We start from the raw sequence: 21,424 nt of genomic DNA, 5'->3' as shown, positions 1-21,424 counted from the left end.
CACGGGTGACTACTTATCTAAGGGCGGAAGCGCCCTTACTGTTGTTAGAGATTGCGGAAGAGTCCATACTGTTTTTAGGAATTCCAGACGAGCCCTTACTGTTGTAAGGAATTGAATTACCGATACGGCGATGCGAAGTGAATAACGCTGTTGCGGGGACCTGAAGTGGAAAAAGAAATTATGATTTTAAAGATATGATATAGATAACGAAAGCTAAACTTCGTTGAAGTTGTTAACGTCAATTATAGTTGAGTAATGACTGGCAATTGCGTCCTCGACCTCGTCGACTGAGCGGATGGTAGTAGCATAAGTAGCAGAACCGAACTATTTCGGAACCAACCCTACCTAATAAGGGCAGTTGTTTTAGATTTAATGACTGCGACATTAAAACGGGGCCTATACGGAATAACTATGCTCGTTCAAGTAGTAAGTGAACAACTATATTGGCAACCGCTTAAACTGAATTTTGTCGGACACAAAGTAGTTTTGAACCGAATTTTAGCTGTGACCGATAGAGTATAAAACGGGGCCCATTTGAGTGTAGAAATCGTAAAAATATTTATAGCCAATTACGCGGAACCAAATGAGCACGAACACGAACGTGTATGTTGAAAAGTTCTGGTCTCGATAGAACACTGGATAGCTTACGCCAGTTTACGGTGAGGGGAAAACGCTAAAATAAGTTAGCGAGGTATTATAGTCGAGCACGGAACTGGTTTAGTCGTGACCAATTTCAGTGTAACTATAACTGGGGATTATTTCGTCAAACTCAACAATGGGTGACAAAACGACTTTCAACTTTTAGTTAAAATAGTTCTTGGTTAACTCCGGCACCTTACCTACCTCCATAGTAAAGAAGTCGTTTCCGTTTACCACATTGATCGTAATTTCAGTCGTAAGACTTTTTATGAACCGCGTATTGTGAGAGGTTAGACTACTTATTAATTTATTCACATATGGTCGTATGGATTTCTGTGGTTTAATAATTGACGTGGTAACTAAATTAGTTTTTTATCCTTATATTGAAGACGTTTTTATAAACTTCTCCTCGTAGTTGTTTACTAAAGACACCTGTTATATAGTTTATGATTGGGTTATTACCGGCTTCTACTAAAGGAGCTAATGCGCGAGAGAGTACCAAAACCTCTGAATGTGAAATTTCACCTAGGGTATTGACCTTACTTTCGATATTAGCGGTAAGTGTTGTGGTTTAATCCAGGACGAAATCCACCAACGGCAAAATAACTTATAGGATCATGGATACGACGCTAAGTTCTACGTTACGCAGAACGGGCTCCTTACTCAAAGTTTCGTCGTAGTCACTTGAACGGAAATCCTCCGCCATTTAGTCAGTAATATTTTGGGTTTCCAAGCAAACTAGCGCGAGTCATGTACGTAGTTAAACCAGCTAAACAAGTACTTAATTTACCGGCGATGTAATGACGAGAGCTATCACCATGACTTAATGGTCTATACCTGTAGTAACGTCTTGTATGGGGGATACATCGGTCGAATAGATTTATACTACCGCTAGGAAGAGGGAGATGACGGGCTCCATAAGACGCTCCGTAAGTTCGGCGACAACGCAAATTTGAGCCATTTCTTTCGAATTTGCCTCAAGTACATCGGTAGGTCCCGAATCCGGTACAACCTAAAAATGAACGATCTGTAAATGTACTTAATCCTCGGTGTGATTGGCAACGCCTACAGAGTCGACGTCGTCAGCTAGCACGGCAATGGCTCAACCCGCGATTTCGTCATTCATGCCTAGTTTAAGTGTTTCATGGAACACTACAAAAACGAGGAACACGTAATCCACGCTAATAATTACTGTAGTGATAAAGAGTTGACGTTTGGTGTTAATAGCGTCCACGTCGTTTATTAGTCGATCGAGTATGGAAGGTACCTTTTTTTAACGTGCTGTTTCCTTAAAATAAACGTCATCTAATACAATAGTTACGCCCGCCTAATTAAAAACGACGGAGATTTATAGAAGTATGAGGACTTCTTTTTTAATTGGTTGTCTAACTACGCTAGATATGAGTAAATTGACTTTAGAAGCGAGACAGACAATTCCTTTTAAATGGATGATCGCTTTAACGTCTATTAAACCGTTTTCTCTTTAATAGAATTTTCTTTCTTACTATACTTTGTGAATTCAGATTGAGGACTCGAAATACTTATGTACGACCTATTTAGAAACGCACTTGTGGGAAGGGATTGGCCAGATGCGTTTCACTGTAGGTGGTACCTTGACCGTTTGTACGTTCAACGTGGCCTTGTTCGTGTTAAATACGTTAACGAAAATGCGAATTAGGCGCGTTTTTTACAAAACCTCAATCCTTGTAAATGACCAATATCACGAAACCGGTACAGGAATTACGATGGACTACTGCCATTCGACTAATGGACACTGTAGTCACGTCTTACCTGTTCGTTCCGTGTAGGAAAGACCTTTCTTCGCTTTGTTCTAGTATTTTAACTTAATGCTGAACCAGCTCGTAATCTATGTAATGTACGGAATTAGCGACTTCCAACCCTCGTTTTCAAGCTAAAATAAAAATATCTGCGGCTGTTTTGGTTAATGCATTTAATAATACTTTACCGTAATTTTGACTAAGTTGGAGTCCCTAATTAACGTTAACTATTATATAAGACCCTACCATTCCATTAGCTACTTTTACTTTTCCCGCCCGTTTGGTCTCTTTAGTCTTTTGAATTACTTAATTAATTTTTACTAGTCGCGCATAAATAATCAAACAACGGATATCGGCTACCTAATAAAAATCATGTCGGTAGAATTTCTGTATTGCATCGGACCCACTTCAAGTCGTTTTGGGTCCAAAGTTTTAAGGACCCGGAAGTCGTGAGTGGGTCCGATGTGCACAGTACAAAAGGGGAGAGAACTCCTTTCCTAAAATATTCATGGCTTATGAAAATTTCCTCATTATCTGTTACGTTTGTTTATTGTTGGGAACACCTAATCTACCAAAACGAAAGGAGCTTAAAAGTCCAGGGCTATTTTTTGCGGATGTAGTTGTTAAGTGACTATACCCAAAGGTTCGATGATGTGTGGTATTTTTAGTTCTGTAGTGAAATAAAGTTGTTCCACTCTAAGTTAAATATCAGTTACGACGTTGTTTAACGGTTCGACTTTGTGTGTCGTTCTGAGTACCTGGACCACGAACACGGTACCCTAAATTTCATTTTTTACGTTTTCGTCGAAAGCTTGTACGCGACTTTGTACCTCGTTAACGAAAACTTCTAACGCGTGTACGTGTAGTACCAAATGAACCATAGGTTCGTTAGCCGCCCTCACAATAAATAAAACAACTACTAGTTGTAGTTGGCAAGAGGCCGATAACCCTTGTGGTTAGATCATTTTTTCATCGTCCATTACCAAATCACTACTAGCTAGTAAATTGGGTATTACATAAGGCACCGTTATACCTATTTACCCGAGTCAAGATGCTTAGGTAAAAATTAAAGGTCCTTTAAGCAATAAAATTATAATTTCCCTTTTACTGGCCGAATAATTCAGCTCGCAATCCATCGGGAACACCTTTTTAATTTTAGGGAAATTTACTTAGATTTCTACTAAACAGTGTTTAACTTCTCAAAGACGTGCTTATGTTTCCGCTTCCGTAAGTTGTATAGCGTAATTGGTGACTCTTATAAATGGTATGGCACGTATGTAATTCTCTCGTTCCGCAATTTAAAGAACTACAAGGTCTATGAATAATACTTTACAACGTGCTAGCCGAGGGAACCGTAGTTCTTGGTCAGTTTCGTGAAGTTCTACTCGTTTAGGACTAACTACCACTCGTGCTAGGCTTTGTACCAGATAATGACGTTTAAAAATGACTTTTATAGAAACCAGGACATAAAAAACTTTAATAAGTTGCGTTTCCGTTAGTCCCTAAGCCACTTCCATTAAAAGTCCGCAATAAGCTCCGGTAACTTGCGCTAGTTTAGGCTGCACCATGGAACTTTCTTGATAGTCGCATTTCTTACATCGGACCTAATCCGTTTCATGGTGCAGGTAAGCACAGCAACAGTAGGGGCGCGTCCGCCCCTAGGTTAAGATTAACTTGCGATTTCGGTTAAATCTCTACCTAAGGGCGGGTGTACCCTTACTATTTCAAAATTGAATTACCCTCACCACGTTTTGCGTTGGATCCTAAAAGTTTTAAGCGTATATAAAGCGACGTAGGTCCGTGTTGCTGATTACTCCTTGAATACTTTGAACGGTCAAATTTTAGTTGTAGTAGTGCTCTACCTCTCAATACGCACCAGTTAGTTCGTAACTGAGAACGTTAAGCACAAGGGGTTTAACGTGGGTTGAATGTCATGCGAGATCTAGTAACCCTACGTCATTTTCTTTTCAATGTTTGACAGAGCGTTGTTGAATTGCTTCCGGTAAACCTTTTGTGGAAGCTAAAACTAGGCGTTGATACGTGTAGGGGGAACGGTGCACGAATAGTTACCCGACTACCGTCACGGATGCAATTGGTACAGCTTGAGCACGCGTTTCGGGCTCCACGACATAACGGTCTTTTAAAGACCTGACTAGGTAACTACATAGTTCCTCCAAGGCTAAGCAAGAACCCCGGATCTCTAGGGTAAAATCAACGACTACTCCGAAAACCGTAGCTGAAACTTCGTCTTCAACGTCAGTAATGGCTACTACAAGGGTACCCCTATTTGGTATTTTTACGTCTCGTTGTATAATTTAACAATTACGATCAGTTACTGCAAAGTAACGCATTAAATTATGGTCTACTTAACCGTTTCCCAAAACCCAAAAAGGTAAGGTTTGGAAGGTCGTCAAAAAGAGGGCATCGGTAATGGGGGCTACTTAATTCATGATTAACCCTACCTGTTGCACACGTAGACGGAAATAACTCAGTAGACTTGCCTGTTAACAAGCCAGTCGGGTTACGACCTTAACTGTACTGCAAAAGAAAAGGTCTCGACTAAGTCGTACGTCGTTTTTGGTCTCATGACCCACGACCCTGATAATAACCAAGTCCATGACAAAGATTAGAACTAGCGTCGTTTCCAAAAAGAACATAACGGCTTTTTGCATACGACCTTTAGTATCTTGTCCCAGTTCGTTTTTGCAGAAAATACGCGAAACCCCTATCTTAAGCTTAGCTTTACGAGCTGTTTGTTCCATTTTCGAACAAACCGCGGTAACTAGTTCAACAGTTTTTCCATATTCATTACTTTGAAATACTAATAAAAGCGAGGTGTCGCACAATAGCCCAAGCATAACGAGACTTGGATTTTTTATAGTGAATACTTGTTCAATTGTAAGTAAATCACTTAGTACCGCCTCTCGTCGTATCACGTCTCATGTCTCTCTATTTAGGAGTTCTCAATCAAGGAACAAATCTTTAGTTACCTGTCTAATAATCAGTTAGTGAACGATAGTAGCTAATAGACCTACTCTGAATGGGTTAGGGATTCAATAACGGAGTTTTAGGAACCCTATTTCGATGTCATGCTAGAGAACGGAATTAGCATCGTACACTATACGTGGGAGACTTATTAAATTCTCATAACTTAGTTAATTTTCTCGTCAAAGTTCGGTTACTTTGTGTTCAATATCTTACCATAGTGGTAACCGAATTTCGGCCTAAACTACGGGAACTTCGCTTCAATAGCGTATAATTTGCCTCGGTTGGGAAAACAAAACCACTACGTCAATGTAACCGGCTAGAGACAGAACAGGGAGTTCAGATATTACGTGTGGCAAAAGTAAAACGCTACCTATTGATAGGAGAATAGTTACTTTAGTTACGAGTAACAAACTGGGACCTTGGTAAATCTTTTCGTCGAGGACTTGAAGTTATCAAGTTTGAATCGGGGAGCAAATTACCACATTGGCAAACACCGAAGTATTTGTCAGACACTACAACAGGTCGTGCCAATGGAATTGCAATTGTTCCCTTCTATTTAGCCTTACATAATAAAGTACTATCTGGTCTATGTATGAGAAGACAATCCAGAACTCAAACGAGAAGTAGTAACGGACTTAATTTCTTAGCGTCACAACTTATCGATAAGCCGAAAGGTTAAAGACAATTGCGAACTCGCTTATTAAGTAGTAGGTAAGAAGCGCAATTTACAAGAAGAACCAGATCTGTTTGTCGGTTATTCATTAGCGACAGAGCAACAAAAACTAGATTAAATAATTAATGAACGCCTAATATAAGAACGCGTTCACGAACCATCCAGTTAACGAGACGAAATAGGAATTTACTTTTTATTAATACGAATCTCTTTTTTATAATGAATAAGAATTTTGGTCCGAAATGAATTAAGATGTCAGTGTTGTGGCAGCCCACAAAAAAGCTCGTATGAGGTATGGCAAAATGTAGCGACATTTACCGGTTGGTCCATTAAAAACAACGACGTAAATATTGCGTGACCGTAAACTAGTATGTAGAACAGACTGAATTAGCGTACTGTGACGAGTGGTAACCAATTAAGCTAAGGGGTTCCTATTCACGCTCTGTATAGGTTACAAAATAAAACAAGTAATAAGTTTCCAAGAAATTGGAATTAGTCGTGCGACAGAGGTTAGGTCCCTCTTGCTCCTGTATTTCGAAGTCAGGATAAACCTGGTCGAAAATGTTTCGTTCCTAGTATGCAAAATGGTGGTCGTTATGTTGCGGTTCGTAGAAGCGCTTACTAATTAACTCTAACTCTTATTGTAAGCGGTTTTCTAAACGAAGAGTGAACGCCCTGATGGACGAGACTACGTAGTGGTATCCCAGACATATTAAAATTATGGCATAGTAAACGACGTCGACGTTTCCTTGTGTTTTTGTTACTCTACGTCTTATGAAAATCGTTGTATTACCAAGGAGTTATTAATATAACTTTGTGCAAGTATAAAAGAACTAGATATTCAATTTCAAAAAACGATATCCTTATCGCGTGACTTTACTCTTTTAGTTACGCAAAATTGTGGTTCTATCATCTTTACGCGTATTGGGGTCACATAGTAGAGTAAAAATCAATGTCCATAGATATGAAGTGCCCCAATGTTAGCGCTAAAAACCGTATAGGTTCGAGCGATTGGGACTGATTAAGAAGTTATTTTTTACGAACTACATTGCAATATTGATGCGAAATAGAGTTAGACGTATGCGTCTGACTATCTTAAATTTTTCATGGAATACCGGTACGTTTCATATGTGTCTCACTCCTCATTTTTTACTGGGTTCAAAAATGGTATTTTGTTACAGACCTACCACTTTAGTCGTAACTACTTGTGCAATGGCAATCTCCAACCCATTTCTGGGCTGCACTAAGGTTTTGTCCGAACAGAAAATAATCGGATGTACTACCAAGGACAAAACGAGGTTAAGTTTAGCATCGATGGCTACCAAATCTGTTAATAGTACTTCTTCAGTGATTTGAATTACGGCCGACAAGAAACTAACGGAGTCCTTTTAACCAACGGAGTGTTCCTTTTCCGGTTCGGAAACTTTAAGTTCGACTGATATAATTCCAGCACCCAACCCATCTTTTAGGTCTATCAATAGGATAAGTCCGTTTTGCGGTATGTGACCTTAAAGATGCGCTCCATCGAGTAGATGCGGGTGCATGTTTATGCTAATCGCGGCAATGTGCTTAGGCAGTAACAAATAGTGTTCGGTAGGTAGCAAAAAAGGTGCTTGTTCCAAAGAAAACCTATGTATGGGGATAATAGTGGAGATCACTAACACTCCCTCGCCCACTTTACAAAGCACATAGCTGAAATCTAGAAAATTTACACGGATTTTTACTTAAGCCAGTTTAACTGAAATCGTTCCTAAAGAAACCATTTCTCTGAAAAGAATGACAAAGTCCCGTTGATTTGGACCTTCGAATAACATACCGATACAGTTTTCATATGTGAAAACCCGGTTGAAAGGCACGACTTTTGAGTTTATGGTCGGCAGTGGAGCGACTTAAGACCTACTAACTTGGACTTTAGCGAAAACGATGAAACGTTCTATAAACATTAAATTCAGTTTCATACAACGCGATAAATACGTTTCGTCAGGACCTGCTTGCAAGACTACTATACCTCAAAAAGTTAGTTAAACAACGAGGTCCAACATAACTTGCGAACCTTGTATAACGACTAAGTCTAAAACTTCAGTACTGGATATGGCTACGGTAATTTTAAAACCTTGTTACGCCAGTTGTTAAACTTAAAGGTCAGTCGACCCCAAACCTAAACGTCAGTCTCGTACTTGCGATAGACCGTCTTTAAGTAACATTTTTTGGTCAGTAGGACTGATTAATAGGCGTTCTTTAATTTCCAAAAATGTACGCGGAGTTACTACTACTTTTTTGGCAGCGTCGATACCTACAAAATCGGGGACCTTAGCCACTCTAGTAGCCACCGTCAGTTGCGCTTCTCGCAGAGCTATAAGAGCTATCTGCATAACTTCTTACGTTGGATTCGTTTCTCTCAATAGTTACCATATCTCTAGATGCGGCTATGCCATGGCAAGGTGTACGTCCTAAACCAAATCCAAAACTCGCAAACCATTCAATACAGTGGCCAAATCGGTTGCATGCACTACAGTAGGGCAAGGGAGCGTGGGGTCCTGTACGCTTAATAATTCTCTTCATTTAATACATCGGACTTACGTTATTTTGTCTTGGGCTCCTACTGACGATTTTTGGAGCCAATGCCGAACGTGGAAGTGGGTCCGATGTAAAGTCAATAAATAACCGCAAACTAAACTAACATCGAACTCAAGTCGTTTCGTTTTGGGTCCAAACAGTAGTAGCTTAGGGGTTTAATAAGAAGCGAAGTGAGTGCTAAAAAACTCTTGATAACCGAAAGTTATGTGATACCAAATTCCTGTTTGTCTGAGGTGGAGTTTGGGTAGGAGCAGGCGTTAAACGTATAGTACTTGTTATTTGCCGCTTTGGACCCGAAAACTTGAAAATATAAACGAATCCCCTCTATTTTTAACTATCCTTAAATTACCCTGAGGTCATAGTTAGTCGAGTATAAACAACCGCAGAAAAGAGTGAGGCAGTTCTTTCAAGAACGGACTCCAAGACGGGACCCGTCACAACACTTAATCTAGATGTCTAAATGCCAGTAAAGGACGACAAAAAAATTTGTAGGACCAATTGAGGAGACAAATAACTATTAGGAATAGACTTTGTCATTATCGGATCCTTGCATAGATATAGTAAATGTGGAGACTGTTGTACGGAAGAGGGTCATGATTTTGAGATAGGTAAACAGAACGATTAACGACTAGTACTCAATGCTATTGGTTTCGCCACAAGTAAAAAGATAAGTTGAGGTCGTAATTTAGTTTATGAAAGCAACGTCAACAGACTAGGTCTAAAGGACATCCGAGTAGTCGGTTCTGCGTTATCCCAACCACGTGATTTCGAGCTCGATAACGTTGAGCAACGGCGAGAGGAGGCCTTTCGACACGTCCGAATACACAAAAGGAAAGAAAGTCCGGTTGTAGTAGGTCGTAAAATGAGCGAAGCCGGAGACGTAGGAAGTGACTTTGTAAACGATCGTTATCGCCGTACCTTTGTAAAAGTTCGCGCCATTTAAGACCATTGTTTACTACTTTGACCATCTATTTAGGGTTTGGAACCAATGCATTAAATGTTGCAACAAAAAGTAAATAGGAAACGGTTAAACACAGGAAATAGTTATGTAGAGGCGAACACCCAAATAGATTCGGTGGGTTATTTACGTTATTTCACGAAAAGGGTCTTGGACTTCCTGGATATTAACGGTTCGCGAGTGGAAACGGATACCTATCTAGTTAGGGAGAATTATGCACGTGAAATCTTCATGGCAGTGATATACTGAATGTATTAAATAATCGTGAATTTTAATGTAGTGAGTATTACGTTTCGGAGGCGTTAGTGTCAAAAACTCCGGGCGGTCCGTCCTATTTAACAACGTTTTTTCGAGTAATTATTACGGTATTGTGTTTGAAAGGTATCTAGCGATTTATCTTAGAATCTCCCGTTTATTAGGTGTTTTATTTATGACCTTCTGTTCTGAAATTTTACTTTGGTCCAGACTTCTACTAAGTGTTAACACCAGCGTAACAAACGATTATCATTAGGCGGTTAGTTTGGTTTTTCACACGGCTGTTAAGGATGGTAGTAGGGAACTTGTTATTTACAGGTATTATACCATCTTCCTCAACGTGGTTATCAAGAATCTTAACGCTAGAGTCGAACGAACAGTAATTGTTGGTAGTGGTCTCTCCTTTGGTCTAATTTACGTCGATGACGCTATTAGTCATTATTTTAGTCTTTGTAGTAGCAAAAAAGGTAAAATTGACGAACCTTTTTACGTGGTATAACGACTCAGGTTAATGGATGGACTATAAGAAGTGGATTATTCACTCTATTAGCTCTTCAGTTAAGCCCACGAACTATTTGCAATAGATAAAAGTAAAACTATGGCCAATGTAGTAGTGGGTAAACGTTATTGAAAACCCGTAGGGGGTATAACTACTTACGGTTAAACCATAGTTTTAATTTGGGCGAAGGGCGTCTTTTTTGGGGTTGATGTCACTTAGCAAATTTTGCTCCTTAGTAAGGCCGTCCTCAGTGACAGCGAACGCCTTAGTACTGCCACTGGAATAGAGGTTAGTAGCAAGGGTACGACAGACGTTCGGGAGAGGGGTTCTACTACGGTTTTAGAAAATTTAATGAATCTGAGGGTCGTTCATTGAACAGAACATTCACTGAGTAAAAAAGAAGAAAAAGTCCGTTGTGTGGACAATTTTGTTATCCTATTTGGACAGGAAGTACTTGGTAATCGGGAACGGGTGGTTGTATTCCACGTTCGCGAAATTAAAGCCTTTAGCAAACTTAAAAAAATCGATGAAGTCCGGTTAGTGACTCAGCAAGTAACCCAGGTCTTTGACATTAAAGTCCTCGGTAGGGCTTTTTAGCCAATACATAAACGACCAGTTTGGGTAAGTAATGGCTATTCTGGCATTATTCTTGGTAGTGTGGTTACGGTTATGGATCGTAGCTTGACTCGCTTTATTTTCTCTGTTTTACTAAGAAGAAAGACCTTGCGCATATCGCATTGGGGTATTTTTCCCGATTACCAAATATGTACAAACGAAAATAAAAACCAATTTCAGAATAACATCTCTTTTTTAGTAGGTTCGCTATATGGAATATACCTCAAGACGATAAATAATAAAGAAGTAGTCAATTGGGTGTATCAATAGGTGTCTTAAACACCTATAAATTAGCTATAACGCCTTTTTTTTACTAAAACACCCCATTAATAATACGTACGAAGTAGAACAGATATTTACATATTTGCTCGAAAAAGTTTTGTGGTATGATCACTATCTGTCCAAACAAAAAATAGTTAAACGCGAAGTGATTGGGGGTTTTATTTACCTGTATTTTAACTGCGTTTACTAATATTATACATGCTAAGAGGAAATTATAATAGTCCTGCGATTCTGATTACAGCTATGTAGTAGTGATATCGCGGGGTCTTGTTAGCAAAACCCATTTCTTTTACCTAAATCGGACTCGTCGTTGGGAGGGCGTTTGGGGTGAGAAAACTCGCGCAATAAACATACTTTTTTTACTGATCCTATTATCTTTGTAGCCAATACGTTCTTTAGAGTATAATTGCCTTCCTTATAATACCGGAGGAGCCTTTCCTTGCATGCTTTTTAGTAGAAATTGCTATTTTAGCAGCGGAAATAGTTGTTTGGGCTACACGTAAAACTACTTCAACTACGGGACAATCCACTTCTTGAATCGAATTGAGGTGGACCTTCTCGAGAACTTGTCGAGTGGCTAAAGGAAGTGGAACAAAGTAAGTAATTTTGTTTTGCGAAAAGATTAGGCAAAACCCGAGATGCGCACAAACGCCTATAGTTATGGTTAGACCTTCGTGCCTTTCGAAACCATTTTCGTTACTCCAATCGAGGACTTGTTATACTATTTTAAATACTAGAATAGACAATAAATCGCGTTTTTTTGTCCGAACAAGCGATATGACTTGATTCGGTGCAATGAGGCCAAGCAAAGAGATACCTATCTCCTTTAAGTCTAAGATATATATACCTTCTTGTGTCACTTACCATAAACTAAAAACTGCACAAACCCGAAACATTTTCAGAAGGAGTAGTTAATTAAGGTAATGATCGTCTTAATAATTATCTCCGGTTAGAAAGTCACCTCCTAGAAAATCGGGAACTAAGTAAAAAATTTAAGTAACTGTTTGTGCCAAATAATGTTTTTCTTTATTATCCTGGATACAACGGGGTTGATTCTATATTTTTGTCGTATCTTTTTGAAGTTAGGGAGGACTAGATAAACGCCCTATTACTAAACGATTTCGGATTATAAAATCTTGTGTGCAACGGGAACAATGTAGTAAATTTACGTGAATTTTTAAAAAAACGATAGATGGAGTGGCTTGACGTTAGGTATCTAAGTAGAGTTCTTTATAATTTTTTAGAGTTAGATATAACGGTTGAAAGACACGTATTGGGTATGTCAATACTACTACTTCATAGTTGTTTATGGGGGAATGTAGTCCGGTAATAACTTGCATTAGGCAGATTTAACGTCGTGCGTAACTCAAACCGTTTAGGTTTTAAAGAAAATTGATGGAGAATACTTTTATGTCGCGATCATAATCGTACATTTGACCGTCTATTTCTTCGCCGTTCCGTATAAAACTTTTTTTACGCGCTTAATCTAACGTGACACTTAGTACGACTAAGCGTCCCTTACTGACGTGAAGTAACCCGTTCTAAAATGGTAAAATTGCTAAATTCATACCTTGAATAACGGCGCCCACGGGTTCTTCTTAATTTTCGGCGGTTACCTTTTTTTTCACGAATAAAACGGTTTGTAGTTAAATGAGACTTACTAAAATTTTATCTCCCGGCACTTTAATAGCTTCGAAAAAAGTTTAATTGCTTATCACAAAACTGACTATAGTGGAAAGTACGTCTATTTTAACGGAATTTAGATTTGGAGTGTTGAGGTCTCCTTAACTACAGAAATATAGTAGCACTACTTCCTCGCGTCTAAGCGAGTAGGTTGGCAAAGATGAATAAAAAATTCCGTAAGGCAGGAGCTAATTAACTTACCAATCTTTTCGTTTCTCTTGACCTAAATGTCAGGCTCGTACGTTGTCAACGTGCTTCTAGTTGACAACCAATTTATTCTTCAATATTTGGGCCCTGTGTTCTTACCTATGAGCCATCACAATAAAATTACTTGATGGTCAATAGGATATATGGATTATACATTTGGACGATAGTCCATTCCAGCAAACATACTTAGGATCGAGAACCATAATAGGAAGCGAGTAACGGAACACAGACATACCACGGACCCCTATAACCCCATGTTCTCGTAGGTCAAAATAATTAGGAGATAGGTAGTGAAAAATAAGTTCATATCCGCATAATTAAAGACCGTAGTAGCGAAACCATAATGAACTAAAATTTAACCTAGAAACAGGATTTCCTTCATGTATGCCTAATAACTTGCCAAATCGTTCGCCGTAACGGACGTAAAAAAAGTAAAACCGCGATGCGTTACCTGGATGTTACGGCCACCATGAACAGTGGAGCTACATAGGTTACTAGTGCAACGACGAGTCGCAACACAAAGAGTTTGTTCCCGATTGTAATTTTGTGCCTAACCCATACCAGAAACGCTAAGAACGCAATTAGAACAAACGAAGTCTTACTAACCACCAACCACTAACCACGGGTCCCGGCCTTAGCTTGGCCGTACCTCAACGGAGGCTCCCTAAAATTCAGGGAACGCAGATGGACAAAGCGGTGGACCCGTTAAATAAATACCTCCGACTCCGGCCTTAGCTTGGCCGCATGTGCCGAAACGTCCGGCGACGTACTGGTGAGACGGTGTGTCGGAGTAAACTATGAAGATTATGAAGAAGAAATTCGAGATTTTTTTTTCGCTGAAAACAACAGCGAAATTAAACCTCGCCCTTTGCTCTGAGCTTGAGCGCTGGGGTTGGAACCGTTCCAACACGAGATGGTTGACTCGATAAGGGCGCAGAGATGCCCCACACTAAGATGGCTTTAAATTCTGCGACAGTTATTATTTAAATTAAAAAAAAGCAATTAAGACCGGTACGTTAACGGTCCATTTATTAGTAGCTGGTTTAGCAATTTTAACGCCGGTGTATTTCGTCCTGTTTTGGGTTTTAAGGTGGGGTACACAGATTGCTTAATTTACGATTATTATTTTTGTTTCGCTAGTAAACGTCTTTTCAAAATTAAAAAGGATGTATTGGCTGACATTGTGAACGTGCAGACGGTTGAAGTCGGTAGGTGAGGGCATTACGACTTTATTGTTAAAGTGCCGGTTGTTAGTGTTAGCGGCCCTATCATTACATTAATTAGAGAAATCGAGGCTGGTTCTCGTTATTCGACGATCTTTGGTCATTAAACAGACGCTGTCCTAGTTCTTTTCGTGGTTTACCTCTGTAGTAGAACTCGAATGCACGGTTTTTTGGTAGGTTGGTTAGTCATTTCGAACGACGCCGTTTTTACGAACGACGGTTGTATACACGTTTACTTTTGCCATTTATTTTATGTTATTGTTTATGACCTTAGTTTTGCTACGCGTCGTTTCAATTATTTAAACCATTTGACCAATTACATGAGTTGCGAACTATGAGGGAAATGTATTATGCTTTATTTCGTTGGGGGTAGGATACTCATCAAGTTTTTATTTTAGGTCGGACTTGTTTGAACTCGAGCCCTTAGCGCCGAGTAATTAGATTAAGGAGCGGGTCCGATGTCTATTGATACAGACACCAAATGATGAGAAGCTATTTAAATTTTTTAGACGATAAACAAGTATTAGTAGTTTATGCTGATGACGGGGTCGTCGAAATTCACGTCTAAGAAGAACGACCACTATTTGCAGATAAGGATGTCGTCATTGAACTCGTGGAAAACGGTAAAGGTATAGCCATTCGCTTAGCGGATAGTAATTACAGCATCGACGACAAGGTGGCACGAGAAGTTATTAAAGAAGGTTGTAAACACCTGTTCCAAATCGTCCTTGGACAGGACGTCTCGCTCAATAAAATTTATATAATAGTTCTGGGCATCAGACGTTTCGCGCATTGTTCCTAACGACAGGAAATAACCAACGTTAGCGCTCCCAATAAAAGCGGAGTACGTAAACTACCTAGTCAAGTGCGTGGGGTCCGTAGTTTGTGTGTAGTCAACTTGCTCTTACGTATCGATTAACATGACGGACATTATTAACAACCACAACACAACAGCAGTTTACGCCTATACAAAAGGAGTTTCGAACATGATTTGGGTTGAGTTGTATAAAAGAACGGACCATTCCTAGTTTTAACGGTTTAGGGTTGTTTAAACGAAGACATCGTTGATATACATTTTGCTAAGGATGTCATAGGCGTTATCATGGAAGGGTCAGTTTATGGTGATTTAGTATACCTAACGAGTAACGAGTGATGCGAGGAGCGTGCATTAACAAAATCACGCCATCTTTTTACCAATAGACGTAGTCGAACTTTGTTTACGAAACACGGTAAGTTAAGTTTAACTTACCGAGCGCGTACATTTTTTTCTGCTACTACGACTAATAGATAGGGAAGATAAAGAGGACGTTCACGAGGTATAAAAAATAGCGGTTGATATTGTACGGGGTTTACCCGCGATACATGTGCCTAAACCACACATGCGGGTCAAAATCCTCAGCGGAGTTGGGTTGTCCGGACGACTATCAAAAGTTCTTCGAATTTAGGACAAAGGCTTCGAAAAGGAAGAAGAAATTGGCTCTGTTATGCGAGTGGACTAAAATTTCATAAAAAAAGATCACGCCGTGCTTGTCAGTGAACAAAAAATGGAAGGGTCGCTACTCAGTCATTGCGGGTTATTCAGAAAACATGAAGTGCACTGAGTTCGTTACGTACGTAGCGAGAGTTTCATGAAGAAAAGAACCGATTGTTTTCTGTTGGGCTTCAAAGGAATAGTTCTGCTACTTAGTTAAGATTTATCCGATTTAGAACAGAACAAAAAGAGTTGCGAAGCTACTGTGGCTCTGAGTTTGGTGAAGGCGGTACTTGTCGTTATGGACGTCCGAATAATTAATGGTTTTTTGTCCTTAGAAGTTTTTATTACGTAAGTAAATCGGCAAAACGGTTACGTAGTGGATGTTTGTGGAGAAAACTAAGACTGTCCGCTTAACCCCCTTATGCATGTGACAGCGGTCGTACGTTGGAACTTAACCGAACACGAGAAAAAAATAATTGAGCTTGGAGTGGTGGTGCCTATTAAGATATTTATACCGAAAACCCTTGTGGAAAGTTTTATGCTTAGTTTATTAATAGGTCTGCAACGGGAAGAAGAAGTAATGACTAAAGAAATATTGAATGAAGTGAGTAACAGTTATTTGGACAAACGACCCGCACTAAAAAAACCATACTAGCGGTCATCGCACCTTTTTAAAGGTACGTTGGCTTAATATTGCGTAAATTTATTTTTTTCGCACTGATAAATGAAATTTCATATACGACTAGCAATTCCACTAACCCAAAATTGGGCGGGATTTACTCACTAATGAACAATTTAATATCAATGTACTCTTTATCGCGAAGGTAAATTCGTCTATATTCCTTCGTTGGGTTACGGTCTCTATTTAACTCGTATAAAAACTGTCTTTGGATGCGTACGGTCTGTACGAAATATGGCTAATGTTTAATAAAGTCCCGAAAGCGTGCGGAAACCGAAGTATAAAGATGGGCAAACTAAACATTGGTCATATAAAGTCTCGTACGTGGAAAGTAATCTGGAGAAAGCTTTGAGCGACGTTCTTTTGTTTACGAGCCCTTTCGCTTCGTTTCTTTACCTCACATGAGACGTCATGTACTTCTAAGCTCGTGGCATGGCCGCTGCGTCAGTAGAAGACGTCATCGCAAAGTTTTCTCCAGACAACTCGTCCCTTTGACGCATTTCAGACAAATGTTCCGGTACCCAAGCGAATTTCTAGTGTAGCGAATAACAAGTTAAGGTCCACGATGACTGGATAATCGAAGAACGCCACTTTGCGGGCCCAAAAGTTTATACCGTTGTGTCGTATGTCTACATACGTAGCTTCGTGTCTTTTAGGTCTGTAGTCAGTTTTCGCATCTTTACAGTCATATAGGTTAACTTGGAGATTCCATAAAACTCGGAATATGATAGAGTTGAATTTACTGCCGCGGGATTAATACCCCATAATCTACCTTTTTTACAATTAGTTACGCTACGTTTGACTCCTTCAAGCACAACGTGAACAATTTCTGGCAATAAATAAACTGGACCTGTAACTCACAGGACCACTTCACTTCTTTTTCCCCTTATAAATATTTCGTTGGCAATGGTCTGCCCTCGGTTCGGAGCTACGGCAAAAACATCTTATGCCGAGATTTGCGGTTCCAAAGAACGGTGAATTTCTTTAACGTGGACTTATAAATTCATTTTTAGGACTTCTTAAACCACTACTTTTCGGTGGTTAGTGAAGCAATTAAGCACTTCCAGTCCTCAATAATCAAGTTCATCTGTTTCTTCTCGCACCGTCATTTCCACGACGTGAGTGATGGATATAATGGAACCGGCCAACGATGGAACAAGACTACGGTTTGTTGGGAGCGAGACCACCATAGAGGTCTGCATAGCTCCCTCTTCTCGCGCTACTTAATGCACTTTGTGAGTTGCGTGACTGCGATGGGCTTCTATACCCTGAATAGTAGGCGTGTCGGCCTCAACCGTTTTCGGTCCTTCTCAATGTTCTACTGGACCTATACGACACATTAGTTACCGTTAGTTAGTTTGTCCGAATATTATGTCTTGAACGAGGAACGAACTAAGTGGTTCTTCCACTACAGTAATAAGCAAGGTAAGCGCTATTGAATGCATTCAGTTAGTCGCTTTAGTAGTAACTACTAGTCTAAAGGATGTAATTTCGGTTCGTTATATAACTCGCGCATTTTGGGCTTAAAAATGGATTAAACTTCGAAATGTTGTCGTCATAGGGAAACAAATTGAAGATAGTTTAACTTTCGGTTTATCTTTGACGTATAGTTGCGGTTCAATACAACGGCAGACCTCCACGAAACCACTAACTGGCTTGGCTTCGAGACCAAAGTTAACTACATTTGAGTCGGTTTCGTTGACCACCTCGTCTATAGCTTCGTTGTCGGAAGTTGTGTTTATAACTTCGTCGACTGCTTTAACGTGCGGTTAACGCAGATGCACTAAACCCACCAGACCAGCAATAGCTAAAATAGCTATACTCAAGGTCATTTTTAGTTGCACTACACCTTTTAGCGAATTTTCTTCGCAATGTCCGTCTATCTCGTGCCTAAGTCCAACCCGCATAGAGAGCTAAACCAGAAAATCTTTACAGCGCAGTTGCGGATTCTAATAGTAACCCACTTTCGCGAGTTCTTCAAACGGGTGCAACACTTCCTGCTCCATGACAAGCATTGTAAGTCAGAGTACCAGAGAGATATTGTGCAGAATAGCTTCTTCTTCGTAATTTCCTCTTCTGGCGACTCTAGGTTCATGTCGAAGGACGTCTTTACCGTTGGAAGTAGTAGTTACTCTTCGCATTAAAGTAATTTCTGTAACTTTTTTCTGTGCCGCAAAGTCATTATTAATAGCGGTTAGGAATATACGTGAATGGTGTTATATGCTAATGAGCGGAGTTTCTCCTATTACACCCATTCAGATTTTTTGGGTCAATGAGAAATTAGGTCGTTGGACTTAATGTGGAACGACCGTCACTCCGTCTTTGAAGAAATGCACTACTTGGCCGTCAGTTCGGTAAATGCCTTGTAGTTGGGCATTTTTCGCGAGTTTGATCAAAGTAATTTGCAAATACCAGCTCGAATAAACCACCCGTATGTCTGAGAAGTCGAAGTTAGGGCGTCTAAGTTCGATTTTTTTACGGTTCGGCATTAGTTGGTGTTCGTTTTAGTAGATTTCCTTGACCACTAGCTTCTAGTGTTTTGGCTGCTGCAGCCGGATCACCATTAGTTGTCGTTGCTCGGTTATGTCCGTCGTCAAGAGGAAGTTTGGTCTTAGCATCTTTTTGTCCAGTCGTCGTTGTTCCTTTACAATTTCGCTGACGACGGTTTCCTCTTTCGTTATTTTTTTCTCTTGGTCGTTATTTTCTTATTTCACCTATTGTACATTGGACTCACTTCCGTTTTACGGAAGTGGGTCCTTTAGAAACGTGGTGGCCCAAAGTGAAGTGCGTGGTTGTTCCGTTGTTAAACTTGGTAACCGACTTACAAATGAGGAGCATAATTTTGTAGGTAGTGGGGTTATTTGCAAGAAGCGAAAGATAGAGGAGTGGGAGATTTAAACCTAAATTAACTATTAGGTTCATTTTTTAAATTAGTGTACTATTTTTTTAATCTTACATTAACCGAATATATAAACAATTTTAGGCGATAGAAAAAATATAAATAAATTTTAATACAGGAATATGGTTTAATAACGCTTGGTTAATTCGGTTCGGCCGAACGTAATACTTCTTGTCGTCGATCTTGTTTACCTATAATAACTTATGTACCACGAGCTCCGTCGTCCACATGATGTAGGCGATGTTCCATACAGAGACTTTACACAAAAAGCAGGTCCGCTATTTCCATGAGAAATACAAAGTCTACCATTTTTCGTGAGTAGTGACCTCAAGCCGGAACAAGGATTAAACGTTCTTGGAAGTTAATCACTCCTCTTTTTTTTTGTCAAGTAGGTTTAGCAATTACCTTAACATGTATTTCAAGGTTTTTCATGAACATAACTACGTGGAGCAGTAGCTGTACCATGTGGATCATGTAAGACACTCAAATAATAAGGTCTACTTTTGTAACTTGTCCGTTAGTTTAGCAGAAGAGACAAACACCGTTGTCCACTAAATAGTCTTGAACTAAATCTCAGTGATGAAGAGGACTTTTCTTTTGAAAAAGAAATACATTAAATACTATTCTTTGAGAGTCTTGACCATAACGTGAATGAGCTATTTCAACTATTGGTAAATAGTTTCGTAAAACTGGTTCGAAGCCAAGTTCTCCGGAACGGATTTCATCCTTTCTTTAAGCGTCGGTACAACCGCTAATGTGCGCTTCTTGTATTTAAAATAGTCAATGATTTACTCGAGTCACTATTTAATATACTCGACTGAGCATTTCGTTGCTTTTGGATACTCAGACCGCGCGGGTTACTAGGTGGATAACAATTATTGTTAAAACTAGGTTTAATAAGTTCGCATCGAGATTGACGTGTTGATAATTTGAGGTTAGACCAGCTACGCCCACGAGTTAAAAAGTTATTAGGATACAGTTTTTTGTCAAAACTTCGCAAATTTTCGTGCACGCTGTGTAGTTATTTTTCGCGTTTTCCACTCAAACCGTTTAAAGCACCAACCCGTTTCACCATATTACTTAACTTAGGTTATAACTTTAGTTAGTAACAAACATAGTTCCGTTATCCACCTTAATAACGCCCAGAATGATAATAAGGGCCTCACAACTGGCTTTAAATGAGATTTGTTCCAATAGATCCTTGCAAAAAATTATGCTTTTGGCTGAGGGAGTCTTTTAATCTTTGGAAACTTCTTTTGGAAAAAAGATTTCCGCCATAAAAACTACCTAATCTATTTCTTTAAGGGGTAAACCCTTATTGTTAGATCTAACACGAACACGACCGGTACATTCCGGTCGTTAATAAAAATTCTAAGAAATACTCGTGACATCGAAACAACTACTCAACGTAAGCGAATAAGGTATAGCAGTCGATATACTTGCGGCGGACTAAACTAATCTAACCGCATCAGTCAGTTCATCCGGGTAGTCAGTCGTTTAAATTTCATCCACTAGTACACCCTCAACCAACGAAACAACTAAGCACAGCCGCTACGCTTTCGACAGTACTTCCTAACCTCGTCAAAACGCTTCTTCCTTACTGAAATTGGATATTGTTAATACTCGGGTTATCGTTGTTGAATCGAGTTCCCCCGATGAGTTGGTTTTAGCAACAACTACTTTTAATACAAAATTCTTAATTCCTTTGAGTTCTTTACGAGCTAAAGACACCGTTTGTATTGTAGCATAGACTATAGCTTAATTAAGGATAGGTTGTTCACTTACTGCGTATACTTGCTCAGGACTTTTCGCTACAGGCAATAGCAAAACAATAACTATAACGGAGAGATAGTATTTTAAGGATAAGTATTACTTAGTTATCAACGACACGTTGGCCATTGAAAAATTTGGCCAACGTTGTATCTCCGTTATTCTGTCCTGAATGCTTTTTAGAGTTCCAGCTCCGTTTTTTACAAAAATTACTCCCTCAAATCT

At 39.5% G+C, this 21,424-nt stretch carries 1 protein-coding gene and 1 pseudogene; one reads left to right on the top strand and one right to left on the bottom strand.

The genetic code is table 11. The features are described from left to right. Positions 1-7,586 precede the first annotated feature (7,586 nt). Positions 7,587-7,736 carry a hypothetical protein gene (locus DGG96_RS20975; protein WP_165831633.1) on the bottom strand — a complete coding sequence of 50 codons (150 nt, stop codon included), beginning with the start codon at positions 7,734-7,736 and terminating at the stop codon, positions 7,587-7,589. A gap of 2,187 nt (positions 7,737-9,923) precedes the next feature. Between DGG96_RS20975 and DGG96_RS21460 the strand changes: the two are divergent. After that, a pseudogene (locus DGG96_RS21460) lies at positions 9,924-10,124 on the top strand (hypothetical protein); the annotation flags it as partial. Between the last annotated feature and the right edge of the window lie 11,300 nt (positions 10,125-21,424).

This window comes from Legionella qingyii (assembly GCF_003184185.1).
Note: the sequence above shows the minus strand (reverse complement) of the source record. Positions and strands in the feature narration are given on the sequence as shown.